Annotated in this window: 12 protein-coding genes; 8 read left to right on the top strand and 4 right to left on the bottom strand. The window is 64.9% G+C overall.

What is annotated here, in order from left to right; all coding sequences use genetic code 11:
- Positions 1-119 precede the first annotated feature (119 nt).
- The 6 genes from AUL38_RS13710 (at position 120) to AUL38_RS13735 (ending at position 7,558) form a co-directional block, all read left to right on the top strand.
- Complete coding sequence (locus AUL38_RS13710) at positions 120-1,643, top strand: ABC transporter substrate-binding protein (protein ID WP_059062932.1); 1,524 nt, start codon at positions 120-122, stop codon at positions 1,641-1,643.
- Between the two features lie 83 nt (positions 1,644-1,726).
- A complete protein-coding gene (locus tag AUL38_RS13715) occupies positions 1,727-2,674 on the top strand; it encodes an ABC transporter permease (protein WP_059062933.1) in 948 nt (315 codons plus the stop codon).
- Between the two features lie 2 nt (positions 2,675-2,676).
- Positions 2,677-3,573 carry an ABC transporter permease gene (locus AUL38_RS13720; protein ID WP_083506899.1) on the top strand — a complete coding sequence of 299 codons (897 nt, stop codon included), beginning with the start codon at positions 2,677-2,679 and terminating at the stop codon, positions 3,571-3,573.
- Entirely contained in the window at positions 3,573-5,351 is a 1,779-nt protein-coding gene (locus AUL38_RS13725) for an ABC transporter ATP-binding protein (RefSeq protein WP_059062934.1), read from the top strand. Before AUL38_RS13720 ends, AUL38_RS13725 begins: the two co-directional genes overlap by 1 nt.
- A 97-nt stretch (positions 5,352-5,448) precedes the next feature.
- Positions 5,449-6,858: an amidase gene (locus AUL38_RS13730; RefSeq protein ID WP_059062935.1), complete on the top strand. Its 1,410-nt coding sequence runs from the start codon at positions 5,449-5,451 to the stop codon at positions 6,856-6,858.
- A 160-nt stretch (positions 6,859-7,018) separates the two neighbouring features.
- A complete protein-coding gene (locus tag AUL38_RS13735) occupies positions 7,019-7,558 on the top strand; it encodes a PACE efflux transporter (RefSeq protein ID WP_201023751.1) in 540 nt (179 codons plus the stop codon).
- A 78-nt stretch (positions 7,559-7,636) separates the two neighbouring features.
- Here AUL38_RS13735 and AUL38_RS13740 read toward each other — a convergent pair whose 3' ends face one another.
- Positions 7,637-8,548, bottom strand: a complete 912-nt coding sequence (locus AUL38_RS13740) for a LysR family transcriptional regulator (protein WP_059062936.1) — start codon at positions 8,546-8,548, stop codon at positions 7,637-7,639.
- 209 nt (positions 8,549-8,757) lie between these two features.
- Here AUL38_RS13740 and AUL38_RS13745 point away from each other — a divergent pair, with 209 nt between their 5' ends.
- Complete coding sequence (locus AUL38_RS13745) at positions 8,758-9,663, top strand: MBL fold metallo-hydrolase (protein WP_235590731.1); 906 nt, start codon at positions 8,758-8,760, stop codon at positions 9,661-9,663.
- 36 nt (positions 9,664-9,699) lie between these two features.
- A complete protein-coding gene (locus AUL38_RS13750; RefSeq protein ID WP_235590732.1) occupies positions 9,700-11,082 on the top strand; it encodes an MFS transporter in 1,383 nt (460 codons plus the stop codon).
- A gap of 86 nt (positions 11,083-11,168) precedes the next feature.
- On the opposite strand, the gene AUL38_RS13755 is transcribed toward AUL38_RS13750, so the two are convergent.
- The 3 genes from AUL38_RS13755 to AUL38_RS13765 all read right to left on the bottom strand — a co-directional run bounded on the left by AUL38_RS13755 (position 11,169) and on the right by AUL38_RS13765 (position 14,281).
- Positions 11,169-11,723, bottom strand: a complete 555-nt coding sequence (locus AUL38_RS13755; RefSeq protein WP_059062937.1) for a GNAT family N-acetyltransferase — start codon at positions 11,721-11,723, stop codon at positions 11,169-11,171.
- Positions 11,724-11,895: 172 nt separating this feature from the next.
- A complete protein-coding gene (locus AUL38_RS13760; RefSeq protein WP_059062938.1) occupies positions 11,896-12,687 on the bottom strand; it encodes an SDR family NAD(P)-dependent oxidoreductase in 792 nt (263 codons plus the stop codon).
- 103 nt (positions 12,688-12,790) lie between these two features.
- Positions 12,791-14,281 carry an aldehyde dehydrogenase family protein gene (locus AUL38_RS13765; RefSeq protein WP_059062939.1) on the bottom strand — a complete coding sequence of 497 codons (1,491 nt, stop codon included), beginning with the start codon at positions 14,279-14,281 and terminating at the stop codon, positions 12,791-12,793.
- Positions 14,282-14,511 lie beyond the last annotated feature (230 nt).

Consider the following 14,511-nt stretch of genomic DNA (forward strand, 5'->3'; position numbering starts at 1 on the left):
TGACATCCCACCGTCCGTGCCACACAGGGTTTGCACACCCAGCGAATCCAGCCCACACTTTCATACCGAAGCACAAGCCGTCGGCGATGCCGCCGACCCCACATGTGACAGGAACCACCATGCGTCGTAAGACTCCACTTTCCATCGCTGCGGCGATCCTCACCGTCGGCGCGCTCGCGCTCACCGGCTGCTCGGCAGGCTCCGGCGGCGCCGGCGGCTCGGGCGACTCGGGGAGCTCAGCAACCACCGCCACGATCGCCCTGACCGGCGCACCCGTGAACCTCGATTTCACGACAACCGCGGGTGCCGCAATCCCGCAGGCACTCATGTCGAACGTCTACGAGGGCCTCGTCGAGGTGAACCAGGAGGGCGAGATTGTGCCGCTCCTCGCCTCCGAGTGGGCGCTCAGCGATGACCGCAAGACCTACACCTTCACCCTTGAGGAGGGCGTCACCTTCTCGAACGGTGAGGCATTCACCGCGAACGATGTGAAGTTCAGCTTTGACCGCGTGAAGACCGACTGGACCAGCTCGCTCAAGGCGAAGATGGACGTCGTCGAGAGCGTCGAGGTTGTCTCGGACACCGAGGTTGCCGTGCACCTCAGCCAGCCGTCGAACGCGTGGCTGTTCGACATCGCCACCCCGATTGGCGCGATCTTCTCGCCCGAGGGCGTCGCGGATCTCGCAAACGCTCCCGTCGGCACCGGCCCCTACGAGGTCGCCTCGTGGAAGCAGAACGAGAACATCGAGCTCACCACCCGCGACGACTACTGGGGCGAGAAGCCCGGCGTCGAGGGTGTCACGCTGCAGTACTTCGCGGACGCCACCGCGACCACGAACGCGCTTCGCACGGGTGACGTTGACGCGATCGTCAACCTCCAGGCCCCGGAGCTCGTGAGCACCTTCGAAAGCGATGACGCGTTCACGGTCGCATCGGGTACCTCGAGCGGCGAAATCTCGCTCTCCTTCAACAACCGCGCAGAGCCGTTCAACGACGTCCGCGTCCGCCAGGCTGTGCTCTACGCGCTCGACCGCCAGGCGATCATCGACACCGCGTGGAACGGCTACGGCTCGCTCACCGCGACCTTTGTCACCCCGAAGGAGCCGTACTACGTTGACCTCAACGAGCAGTACGCGTTCGATCCGGAGAAGGCAAAGGCGCTGCTCAAGGAAGCCGGCAAGGAAAACCTCTCGATTACCTACAAGGTGCCGACTCGCCCGTACGCGCAGGCAGTCTCCGAGATCGTCGTCTCACAGCTCAAGGACGTCGGCATCGACGTGAAGATCGAATCCTCCGAGTTCCCCGCGGTGTGGCTCGAGGATGTCTTCACGAACCACAACTACGAGATGACCACCGTGCTTGCCGTCGAGGCGCGCGACGTGCTCACCGTCTTCAACAACCCCGACTACTACATCGGCTACGACAACGCGAAGATCGCCCCGATCGTCGCAGCAGCCGATCAGGCCGACGAGGCCGGGTACATCGAGGGTATGCAGCAGGTACAGCAGCAGATCGTCGACGACGCAGCGAGCGGCGTGCTGTTCCTGTTCCCGAACATCGTGATCACGAAGTCTGACCTCCAGGGCGTTCCCGAGAACGCGATCGTTGAGGCGCTGAACCTCACCGAGCTCAGCTGGAAGTAGCACGAACTGGCGGGGTGGCCGCGTCCGCGCGACCGCCCCGCCGTTTCCGTCTCCTCGACCCCTTACCCCGCTAGGACCACGGCATGGCACTTCGGATTCTCATCAATCTCGCGCGATTCGCGGCGACGTTTCTTGTCGCCACCGTCGTCGTGTTCCTCTTCATGCGACTCATCCCGGGCGACGCGGCGCAGGTCGCGCTCGGCGTGAACGCAAGCCCCGAACTCATCGCGCAGATGCAGAAAGAGTTTGGGATCGACCGGCCGCTCTACATCCAGTACTTTGACTGGGTTGGCGGTCTCCTCACCGGCGACTTCGGCACCTCGTACGTCACCCGCCAGGACATCAGTCCGCTCGTGTTCGACAGGCTCCAGGTGAGCCTCATTCTCGTCATCACGGCGATGGTCGTTGCGCTCCTCATCGCGATCCCGCTCGGCACCATCGCTGCGGTCCGTCACCGCAATCTCTCCGGTGTGCTCATCGGCGCCGGCAGCCAGTTCGGTGTGGCGATCCCCGGTTTCCTCGCCGGTATCCTGCTCGTGCTGATTTTCGCTGTCGGTCTCGGCTGGCTCCCGGCCGGCGGGTGGACCCCGCCGGGCGAAGACTTCGGCGACTTCCTGCGCCGCCTCATTCTTCCCGTGCTCGCACTCGCGAGTGTGCAGGGCGCGATCCTCACACGCTACGTGCGTTCGGCAGTGCTCGAGATCATGAGCGAGGACTACCTCCGCACCGCCCGGTCGAAGGGTCTGAGCCCCACCGGCGCGCTCCTCAAGCACGGCATGCGCAACGCCGCGATCCCCGTGATCACCGTGACGGGCGTGCAGCTCGCGGCCCTCATCATTGGCGCCGTCGTCATCGAGCGCGTCTTTGTCATCCCGGGTCTCGGTTCGATGCTGCTTGACGCAGTCGGCAACCGTGACCTGCTCACCGTGCAGTCGGTCGTGATGGTGCTCGTCGCGATCACGCTCATCCTCAATCTCCTCATCGACGTGCTCTACACGATCGTCGACCCGCGGATGCGAAAGGGGGCCTAGCCATGAGCCGGACCTCGAACCCCACCCAGGGCCCACGCACCAGCGCGATTTCCGCGCCTCGCGCCCCGCGCAAGCGCCGCGGCGGGCTCTCCCCCACGCTCATCGTCGGCATCGTGCTCGTCGGCATCGTCGTCGTCACCGCGATCGTCTCATTCGTGTGGACGCCGTTCGATCCCGTCCAGGTGAACGCGCCTGACCGGCTCCAGGGCCCGAGCGCCGAGCACTGGTTCGGCACCGATAAGTACGGCCGTGACCTGTTCTCGGGGATGCTCGTCGGTGCACGCATCACGCTGTTCGTTGGCCTCGTTTCTGTCGGGATCGCGCTGCTCATCGGCACGCCGCTCGGGATCTGGGCTGGCATCCGCGGCGGCTGGACCGAAGAGCTCATCATGCGCTCCTCGGACATCGTGCTCGCGTTCCCGGCGCTGCTGCTCGCGATCATGTCGGCGGCTGTCTTCGGGGCGTCGACACTTACGGCAATGGTTGCGATCGGCATCTCGACGATTCCCGGGTTTGCGCGCGTCGCACGCTCAGGCACCCTGCAGGTGATGAGTACCGAATACGTGCTTGCCGCCCGCGCAGCGAGTCAGTCGCGCTTCAGGATCGCGCTGCGCCACGTGCTCCCGAACATTGTCGGCATGGTCGTCGTGCAGTCTTCCGTTGCGTTCGCGCTCGCCGTGCTCGCCGAGGCCGCGCTCAGCTTCCTCGGTCTCGGCACCCCGCCGCCCACCCCGTCGTGGGGACGCATGCTGCAGGAGTCGCAGCAGTTCCTCGGCACGCACCCGCTGCTCGCGATCTTCCCCGGCGCCGCGATCGCCCTCGCGGTCATGGGCTTTAACCTCCTCGGCGACGGTCTGCGCGACCGCTTCGACCCCAAGCTGAACGGGAGCCGCAGCTAATGACGAACGCACCTGACACCCTCCTCGCCGTCGACGGCCTGAACGTGCGGACCCGGCACCGTACCCTCGTGCACGATTTCTCGCTGCATATGCAGAAGGGCGAGCGGATCGGCCTCATCGGCGAGTCGGGCTCCGGCAAATCGATGACGACGACCGCGCTGCTCGGGCTGCTGCCGAACGGCGTCACCGCCGACGGCTCGATCGCGTTCGACGGCCACGACGGCAACCTGCTCGAGGCGTCTGAGCGGGAGCTCATGAAGATCCGCGGCCGCGACATGGCGATGGTCTTCCAGGAGCCGCTCACTGCGCTGAACCCGCTCATGCGCGCCGGCGATCAGGTCGCCGAGATCATGACCCAGCACGGCCTCGTCGCGAACAAGGCCGAGGCGCGCAAGCGCGCGATCGAGATGCTCGACGCGGTGAAGCTTCCCGACCCCGCTGAGGCTGCACGCGCATACCCGCACCAGCTCTCCGGCGGCCAGCGGCAGCGCGTCATGCTCGCGATGGCGCTCGCCAACGATCCGGCGCTGCTGCTCTGCGATGAGCCAACGACCGCGCTCGATGTGACCGTGCAGCGGCAGGTACTCGATCTCATTCTCGAGCTCGTGAAGCAGCGCGGCACCGGCCTGCTCTTCATCACCCACGACCTCGCCGTTGTTGCGAACATGTGCACGCGCGTGCTCGTCATGAACGACGGCAAGATCGTCGAAGAGGGCCCCACCGACGAGATCTTTACCCGCCCGCAGCACCCGTACACACGCGGCCTGCTCGCCGCGTCGGATCTTGAGGCGACCGATGCCGACGGTCGGCTGTTCACCGTCGCGAGCGCCCGCGACTACGTGCCACCGACGGTGGACCCGGCGGCAGACGCCGCCGTGGATCGCGCGCTCGCCGACCACGCACAGGCACCGGGCGCGGATGCTGCAGACACCGATGCTGGCGCTGCTGCTCCCGCTGCGCCCGCGGCCGAGAGCGTGATGCGTGTCACCGATCTCGTTCGCACGTACACGCGCGGCAAGACCAGCCTGTTCAAGCCGGCAACAGAGGTGCATGCCCTGAAAGGCATATCTTTCGAGGTGCCACGCGGCGGCCGGCTCGGCGTCGTCGGCGAATCGGGTTCGGGCAAGTCGACGCTGCTGCGCATTCTCGCCGGCCTCGACCAGCCGACCTCGGGTTCCGCCGTCGTCGTGGGCAACGAGGTCGCCGGTGCAAAAGAGGCGCAGTTGCGCGAACTCAGGCAGCAACTGCAGATCGTCTTCCAGGACCCGATGGGCTCGCTCGATCCGCGCATGAGCGTCGAGCAGATCATCTCGGAGCCGCTGCTCGTACGCGGCCGAAGCGAGACGGCGGCGCAGCGCTCACAGATGGTCGCCGAGATGCTCGAAGCGGTGGGGCTGCCGGCGTCGTCGGCATCCAGGTATCCGCACGAGTTCTCGGGCGGTCAGCGCCAGCGCATCTCGATCGCACGCGCCCTGATCTGCCGCCCCGAGGTCGTCGTCGCAGACGAGCCGGTGAGCGCGCTCGACGTGTCCGTGCGCGCTCAGGTACTGAACCTCCTCGCCGACCTGGTCGATGAGTATGGGCTGACGCTCGTCTTCGTCTCACACGACCTCAACGTCGTGCGGCACCTCTGCGACTCGGTCATTGTGATGCAATCCGGCGAGATTGTTGAGGCCGGTGACACAGAGACTGTGTACCGGGACCCGCAGCATCCGTACACGAAGCGTCTCATCGACTCGTCGCTGACGCTCCGCCAAGAGCTGCTCTCCGCGCAGTAGCGCTGATGCCGCCGGCCTTCCCCGCTCGGCGGGGCGGGGCGGGCTGCCCCGCTCCATTCCTCCTGTTCCCCCGTTCCACCCGCACGAAAGGCCCCACATGTCACACGCAGCAGCAACCGAGTACGCAGCCCTCGACGCGGGGACCCTGTCGGAGCGCTTCGCGGACGGCACGCTCACGCCGAGCGAGGTGGCCGAGCACGTACTCGCACGGGTGGCGGAACGCGAACCTGAACTCAACGCCTTCTATCTGCACGAGCCGGACGAGGTGCGCGCTGACGCGGCAGCGGCGACCGCACGCTGGGCGGCAGGCGCTCAGCTCAGCCCGTTCGACGGGGTTCCAGGCACCGTGAAAGAGAACATCGCGCGCGCAGGCCGCCCCAAGCCCAGCGGCACTGCCCTCCCGAACCCGCCGATCGCCGCAGCAAACGCGCCGACAACAGACAGGCTGCTCGAGGCCGGCGTCGTCATCGTCGGATCCACCACGATGCCCGACTGGGGCATGCTCTCGTCAGGCGTCTCCAGCCTGCACGGCATCACCCGTGGCGGCGTGAACCCCGCGCACACCTCTGGCGGCTCCAGCGCGGGCGCGGGCACCGCGGCAGCCGCAGGCTACGGACCGCTGCACGTCGGCACCGACATCGGCGGATCGATCCGCCTCCCCGGCAGCTGGCAGGGCCTCACGGCGCTGAAGCCCAGCGAGGGCCTTATCCCCCTCGATGTGCCCTACACCGGGCGCGCGGCGGGCCCGCTCACCCGTACTGCGGCAGACGCGATCCGCCTCATGTCGCTCATCGCGAAGCCCGACGAGCGCGACTACCTCACCCGCGCGTACCGTCCGATGGACTGGTCGCTCGAGCCGCTCGCGCCCGAAGGGCTCAGGGTCGCCGTGCAGCTCGACGCCGGCTCGGGCCTCGCCGTCGAGCCCGAGACGCTCGCGATCATCGAGCAGGCTGCTTCGCTCTTCGCCGATGCGGGAGCTACCGTCGAGCCGCTCTCGCCGTTCGTCGGAGCCGAGGTGCTCGACGGGCTCGTGAACTTCTGGCGCTCGCGATCCTACGCCGACCTCGAGCTGCTCTCGCCGGCGGAGCGCGAGCTCGTGCTCCCGTTCATCGTCTCGTGGTGCGCAGCAGGAGCCGACTTCACTGCGGCCGAAACCGTGCGCAACCGCAACTGCTCAGACGAGATGGCACGCCTCACCCGCCTCGCCACCGCACCATACGACCTCGTACTCTCCCCGGTGACGCCGGTTGCGGCATTCGCCGCAGAGGACCCGATGCCGATTACCGATCCGCTCGCGACGATGGGGCACATCTCGTTCACCGTGCCCTACAACATGTCCGGGCAGCCCACGGTGTCAATCGGCGCTGGCATCCAGGCCGACGGCCGAACCGTTGGCCTGCAGATCGCGGGGCCGATCGGCTCCGACGACACGCTGCTCCGCGTCGCGCACTGGTTCGAGACCGCACGCGGTGTGGACGCCGAGGTTGATTGGTCGTCGATCCGCTAGGTCACCACCCCGGGTCGATTCAGACCTTTTCGCCACTTACCCGAGTTGCGACAACTGATTTCGTTGAGATACACTCAAATCACGTTGCAATCCGCAATTCGGAGGTGCGGTCGCGCCAAGACCCCTCCGCAACGAACCTTTCGCTTCTGGAGTGATACCCGTGACCGGCCAAGGCCACCACGAACTGTCGATAGCGCCCGCTACCGCGACCCTGACCATCCCGACCCCCGGCAGCATCCGCCTTGCTGGCGACGCCACCGACGCACCACCGCGCGCCGCAATGCACCCGATCCTGCGCCGCGTGATCTACGTCGGCGGCTACGAAATCCTCAGCGTGCTCTTCACCGTGCTCGTGCTGAACGGTGCGCTCGGCCACTCGGGCGGCCAGGCCACGCTCACGGCGGTGCTGCTCTCCACCACCGCGACCGTGTGGAACTACGTCTGGAACACCCTCTTCGAGCGCGCAGAGCGCCGCTTCGGCTGGACCGGTCGCGGAGTGCTCGTGCGCCTCGGCCACGCCTTCGGCTATGAGGGCGGCGTCCTCATATTCACCGTGCCGCTTGTCGCGTTCATGCTCAAGGTGAGCCTGCTCGAGGCCCTCATGATCGAGGCCAGCCTGCTCGTGTTCTTCCTCGTGTTCACGTATGTGTACTCGTGGGCATTCGACCGGGTCGTCGGGCTGCCTGAGTCTGCGCGGTAATGGTCGCGGGTTTGGGTCTCAGGGACAGGCTTGACCCGAGCCCATCACCGCGAAGCACCCGTTCGACATCGCAGACGACTATCCGAACTCACTCATGACATCGGGCTCGAGCAAGAATGCCTCGAGCGCAGCGAGTCTAGCGTTCGGGACGGTACCGGCCGAGCGCGCAAGCACAACTTCATTTGGAACAACGCTATCCGCGATGGGCACAAAGACGATTCCGCGCCCGTCGAATGAGTCTGTCCCCTTTCGCCTGCCACTAAAGACGGAATAGCCGAGTCCACGAGCTACCATCGCACGAACAGTCTCGGGATTCTCGAATGAAGCGCCAATTCTTGGAACGACGCCCGCCGATTTGAGCAATCGCTGGATGACATCGCTGGAGCCCCTCGGATCCACCAGAATGAGTCGCTCCTGACTGAGTTGACTGAGCGATATCTCGGGGCTGCCTGCAAGTGGATGATGTTCAGAAAGCACCGCAAAGGGCTGCACACTCCGAATCGAGGTCACCGAGAAGTCTTGCTCAAGCTGCCGTCGATAAAGCAGCGCACAGTCAACAAGGCGGTCAGCCAGCTGCTGCTGCACCTCGGAAGCGAGTCCATCAAAGAGGTGCAGGTCTACGCGCGGATAGCGGTTGGCAAACCCCTCCGCGATCGCAGGCAGCACTCTCGGCGACAATGCAAAGGTCGCGGCGACGCGTAGCGGTCCGGCCACATCGTGCTCTTCCTCCCACGCGAGCGCCGAAAGCTGTTCCGAATCCCTGAGGATCCGTTTCGCTATCGGCAGAGCTTGCTCACCAACTCGCGTGAGCGCGACGCCCTTCGCTGGAATCCGAAAGAGCAGTTGCACCCCGAGGCCGCGCTCTAACTCGTTCAGCGCGGCAGAGACCGAGGCCTGTGAGGCGCTGCAGCGGACCGCAGCCTCGGACACCGTCCCGGTCTCGCAAGCAGCAACAAAGTACTCGAGTTGCCGCAGCGTCGCACTCCTCATAGAGCCACTCTATAGAGTCATGCACTTAAATTCGTTTTTCTAATTCAACTATGCGCGACATCATGAGTGGAGCAGGGCAGCAACGACGCCTACTGCTTGAAACGGAGCACACGATGAAGAAACCTCACGTCATCACGCTGGGCACGGCCGGAGGCCCTCGCTGGTGGACCCCGATGCACGCCGATTCACGGTTTGGGATCTCGACCGCGGTGGTCGTTGGCGGAAGAAACTACCTGGTTGATGTCGGCGCAGGTGCTGGGCGCCAGTACACCCGTGCTGGTCTCGATATCGCAGATCTCAAAGGTATCTTTCTCACTCACCTGCATTCGGACCACACGACCGATCTCGGAAACATCGCGCTGTTCGGCATGTTCGGCCTCAATGCCTCCGAGGCCAGGATTCCGATCATAGGTCCGGGAGATCGCGGCATGCTTCCACCGGTCTCAACGCGAGCGCTCACGCCGCCGAGCCCTGTTGCGCCCCACCTTCCAACCCCAGGTACGCGCGACATGTTCCGCCTTCTCATGGAGGCTCATGCGACCGATCTCAATGACAGGGTCCTTGACGCGCTTCGCCCATCCCCGCTCGATTTGTTCGACGCGACAGACATCCGGTTGCCCGAGGGGATCGGATACCACCCGAACAGTTCTGCCACTCCCGACATGGAACCCTTCGTCGTGTTCGAAGATGACCGAGTACAAGTCGAAGCGATTCTCGTTGAACACCCCCCGATTGCCCCCGCATTTGCGTATCGATTCAATACCGAGGAAGGCGCAGTCGTCATTTCCGGCGATACAGCAAAAACGAGGAACATGGTTACGCTCTCTCGCGGAGCCCAGTTGCTACTGCACGAGGCAATCAGCTTCTCCTGGGTCGATCAGAGCTATGCAGAGAGTCAACATCCTGTACACAAGGCCTCTCGAGACCACCACCGCAAGTCTCACTCAAGTGTCGAGGACGCGGTGAGTATCGCCGCAGAGGCTGGCGTGACCCAACTCGCGATTCATCACCTGGTTCCCGGGTCGCTCAGCTCGGTGGGATGGCGAGCTGAGCTCGGACAACAATCCGATGTGTTACTTCCGAACGACCTTGAGATCATCCCTTTCCACAGCTGAGCACACCCGCGCCAACAGTCACCAAGAGAAAGGTCAATGATGACCCACAACAACCGCAGCCATCACTCGGCAGTGTCCGTCACGACGAGTCAGCTCCCCCAGTCACCGCAGAACGCGGATGGGACACAGCCCTCACTCACCACGACTGAGATGAAACGAATTCTGCTATCGAGTTTCCTCGGCAGCATGATCGAGTTTTATGACTTCGTACTCTACGCAACTGCGGCCAGCCTCGTGTTTGCCCAAGTATTCTTCTCAGACCTCGGGCCAGGCTTTGCGCTCTTCGCTTCAATTGCCACCTTCAGTGTCGGCTATCTGGCAAGGACGCTAGGTGGCATCATTTTCGGACATTTCGGGGATACCCGTGGCCGCAAGGTCGTCTTGGTCCTATCTCTTGTCCTTATGGGAGTAGCTTCGACTCTCATCGGACTTCTGCCCACGACTGCTCAGGTTGGCATCATTGCGCCGATCGCTCTCGTGTTCTTGAGGATAGTCCAGGGCATCTCAGTTGGCGGCGAGTGGGGCGGCGCTATCCTTATGGCGCTCGAACACGCGCCAAAGAAGGATCGTGGGTTTGCTGCCGGCTTCGCAAACGCCGGCGGGCCGGTCGGCGCAGTACTGGCCACGCTCATGCTCGGATTGTTCTCCATGCTCCCCGAAGAACAATTCTTGAGCTGGGGTTGGCGAATCCCCTTTTTGTTCAGCGTGGTTCTGGTTGCTATTGGTCTCATCATCAGGCTGAAAGTCGCGGAGTCTCCGAAGTACCAGCAGCTCGAAAAGCTAAGTGAAAAGAAACGAGTGCCACTTGTCAGTGTGTTGCGAGGCCACTGGCGGGCAGTGCTCATCTCGCTTGTGGCTGTGCTCGCGTTTACGACCACACAAGGACTGATGACAGTCTGGGGCGTCGCCGAGGCAGCTGAGAATGGTGCTGATCGAACTGGGATCCTCAATTGGAAAGCCGTCGGTGCCGGGGTAACAGTCTTCGTCTCACTTGCCTCCGCTCGACTCAGCGACAGAGTGGGGCGAAGAACCATGATCACGATTGGTTGCGTCCTCGGCGTACTTCTTGCCTTCCCAATCATTTTGCTCCTCGAGACTGGAACAGTCTGGGGTTTCGCCGTGGCCCTGATCCTCGGGAACGGCGTAGTCCAGGGGCTCGTGTATGGTCCCCTCGCCGCTTTCGTAGCCGAACAGTTCCCCACCCAGCTCCGGTTCTCCGGCGCCTCATTGGCGTATCAAACTGGCTCTACTCTCGGTGCAGGCCTCTCCCCCTTGATTGCGACTGGGCTAGCGCTCAGCTTCGGGGGAAACTGGCCCATCGCAGTTTTCTGGGCTCTTGTCTTGGTCGCAAGCTTGATCGCGGTACGAATCGCACCTGAAGGCAAGAACATCGATATCCATTTGGATGCTCGTTCCTAGAACGGGTAGCTGAAACCCAAGCCACGGCCTGAGTCCCCGACTCCCAGTATCGGTGAGGCGAGAACCGTCTTAGACTCGTGCCAGTTTCAGTCGATCTCGCGGCCGAGGACCTGTCCAGGCCAACCGCTGACCTCGAAGGTGCTGAGCCGGGTGTATCCGCAGGATTCGTAGAATCTGACGAGATCCCCCGTGCCGCCGGCATAACAATCAACCCTGAGCATCGATAAGCCCGCGGCACTCGCCCGACCCTCGGCGAATCGCATGAGTCGGCGGCCCGCGCCACGCGCCTCGGGCCGCCGACTCGCGATCAGCATCCTGACGTAGAGCTCGGGTGTTGAGGCTGGCGGCACATAGTCCATGGCATCGCCGAGTACGAGCGCGCCAACAATACCGCCATCCGGGAGCTCAGCTACCCACGCCTCGGGGAGCTCGCATTCGCCGGTCACCGTGCGGATACGGCGCTCCTGTTTCGACCAGGGTTCTGTGCCCCACTGACGATCGTTCCCAAAGCTCACAAACCACTCGATGGCCTCGTCAAACAGCGCAAGCACAGCAGAGGCATCCGCGCCGCTTGCCCGTCGCACGCGCCACTGCGGGGGCGGCTCTGCTGTGTCAGTACCGACTTCGGGGTGGGGTTCCATGTTCGTTCCAATGCGTCTCGGGTAGCTCCGGCTCGCGGTCAGGCCATGGCCCAGCTACGGGCGAGGCCGCGCTCGGGCTGAGAGACTCGAGCCTCGCAGGTCCCTCGACCAGCTTGTTTCCTCTCTATCTCACCTTGTCCGGGCCAAGCCCTCGCCCCAGGCTCGCGAAGCTCTAGGAGGCGGGCGGCGTGAAGCGACCGTCCATCGCGGTCCAGCCGCCGTCGACCATGAGCGTCGAACCGGTCACGAACGACGAGGCGTCGCTGGCGAGGAACACCACTGCGCCGGCGAGCTCATCGGGGCGCGACCAGCGGCCGAATGCGCTCTTCTGCGAGTACGCGTCGTACCACTCGGGGTTTGCCTTGATCTGCGCGGTGAGCGGGGTCTCGACGACGCCAGGGGCAACGACGTTCACGCGCACGCCCTGCGGGCCGAACTCTGCCGCGGCGGTCTTCGCGAGCTGCACGAGGCCTGCCTTCGTCGCTGCGTACACGCCCTGGCCCGGCTCGACGACCTGCGCGCGGATCGACGCGAATCCGATGATCGAGCCACCCCCGTTCGCGGCGAACCGCTTCCCGAAGTGCCTGATGAGCTGGAACGAGGCACGCAGATTGAGGTTCACGACGCGATCGAACTCATCGAGCGAGTAGTCTTCCATGCGCTTGCGCACGTTGGTCGCCGCGGTGAATACCATCGCCTGCACGTTGCCGAAGCGCTCGGCCGCTGCCTCCGCCTCGGCGTCGTCGAGGACGTTGAGCTGGAACGCCTCGGCGGAACCGCCAGCGCCCTCGATGAGTGCGACAGTATCGTTGGCACCCTCAAGCTTGAGGTCTGCCACCACCACGTGCGCGCCGTGCGCGGCGAGGGCCTGGCACGCCTCGCGGCCGATCCCGGAGCCCCCGCCGATAACGAGCACAGTGCGTGCGTCGAGGCGAAAGAGCTGGGAGTAGTCGACTGCGTTCATGAGGGGGTCCTTTGCGGTGTTCGGGAAAGCGTGGGGCTGAGAGCCGGAAGAAAAGAGGAGCGTCGGGTGCGAAGCCGGGACAGGAAACGTTCCGGCGTGCTGCTTAGGACCGGGCCTGGGGCCTGATCATCGCCATGCGGGTAACCGTGTATTCCTCGATGGCGTAGCGAGGGCCCTCGCGGCCGACGCCGGAGTCTTTCACCCCTCCGTACGGCATGATGTCCGAGCGGAAGCCCGGGATCTCGTTCACGACAACGCCCCCCACTTCGAGGCGCTCGATCGCGGCGAAGGCCGACTCCAGCGAGGCAGTGTAGACCGCGGCTTGCAAGCCGTAGCGGGAGTCGTTTACGAGGTCGATTGCGTCGTCGACGGAGTCAACGGTGGTGAGACAGACAACGGGTCCGAAGATCTCCTCGCACCAGACGTCGACGTCGCGTGGCACGTCGCCGAGGACGATCGGTGGAACTGATGCGCGGGGCGCGCTGCCGTCGGGCAGCTCCGTGGGGGTGAGGAGCTGGGCGCCCGCTGCGAGCGCGCGATCCACCATGCCGAAGATCCGCTCGCCAGATGCAGCGTTGATGACGGGGGCGACGTTGGTCGCGATGTCGCGCGGATCGCCGACGACGACCTCGCTCATGCGCTCGACGAGGCGTGCGGTGAAGCGTTCGGCGATGGGTCGTTCGAGGACGACGCGCTGCACGGAGATGCACGCCTGGCCGTTCGCGTAGAAGCCGCCGCGGAGCACGGCGTCGACAGCCGCCTCGATGTCGGCGTCGGCCGCGACGATGAAGCCGGTGTTCGAGCCGAGCTCGAGCAGCGCCTTACGCGGGGCTGCCTGCTGTGCGATGAGGTGGCCGATCTTCGCGGATCCGGTGAAGGAGACGACCGCGGCGCGCGGATCGCGCACGAGGGTTTCGCCGACTTCCGGCCCGCCATTCACGAGCTGCACGGCAGCGCCCGTGACGCCGTGTTCTGCGAGTACGTCGCGGGTGATCTTCAGCAACTCGATGGTCGCCAGCGGCGTGTTCGGGGCGGGCTTCACGATGACTGGGCAGCCGGCGGCGATCGCGGGCGCGAGCTTGTGGGTGGCGAGCAGCAGCGGGTAGTTGAAGCCGGCGATGCCGACGATGACGCCCGCGGGCTTGCGCGTGTAGTAGCCGATCATGCCGCGGCCGAGCTCCTGCAGGTCGAGTGGCACGGTCTCGCCGGTGACGTGTGAGACTTCCTCGGCGGTGGCCTGCAGGGTGACGATGGTGCGGTTGACTTCGGTGCGGCAGTCGACGCGCGGCTTGCCGGTCTCGAGCACGAGCAGATCTTCGAACCGTTGCGCGTCGCCGCGGAGGCGGTCGTGGATCGCGGAGAGGATCGACTTGCGCTGCGCCGTGGTGAGCGCCGCTACCTCGGGGCGTACCGCCTCGGCCGCGTCGAGCGCGTCGCTGGAGTCGGCCGCGACACTCACGGGTGCCTGCGCGAAGACGCTGCCGTCGAACGGGAAGACGATGTCGGAGCTCGCGTCGAGCGCGCGCCAGCCGGTGCCGATGGGGAGCGCACCCGCTGGGGCGTGAAGCTCGGGGGGTGTCTGCGTGGCGGTCATAGCTGGATCCTGACTGTCGTGCGGATCGTCGGCCGGCCGTACCGCGGCAACATGGGCGCGGCAGCGGGCCTTCTAACGAGTGGTCTTACCAGTTAATATAGTTGAACACGTGGCCCGCGACAACGTCGCGATCGTCCGCACCCTGCGAAAGGATCCCAATGACGCGCTCCCACTCCATCGCGGTACTCCCCGGCGACGGCATCGGCCCAGAGGTTATCGCATGCGCCCTC

The organism is Leucobacter sp. G161, assembly GCF_001482305.1.
Lineage (GTDB): Bacteria > Actinomycetota > Actinomycetes > Actinomycetales > Microbacteriaceae > Leucobacter.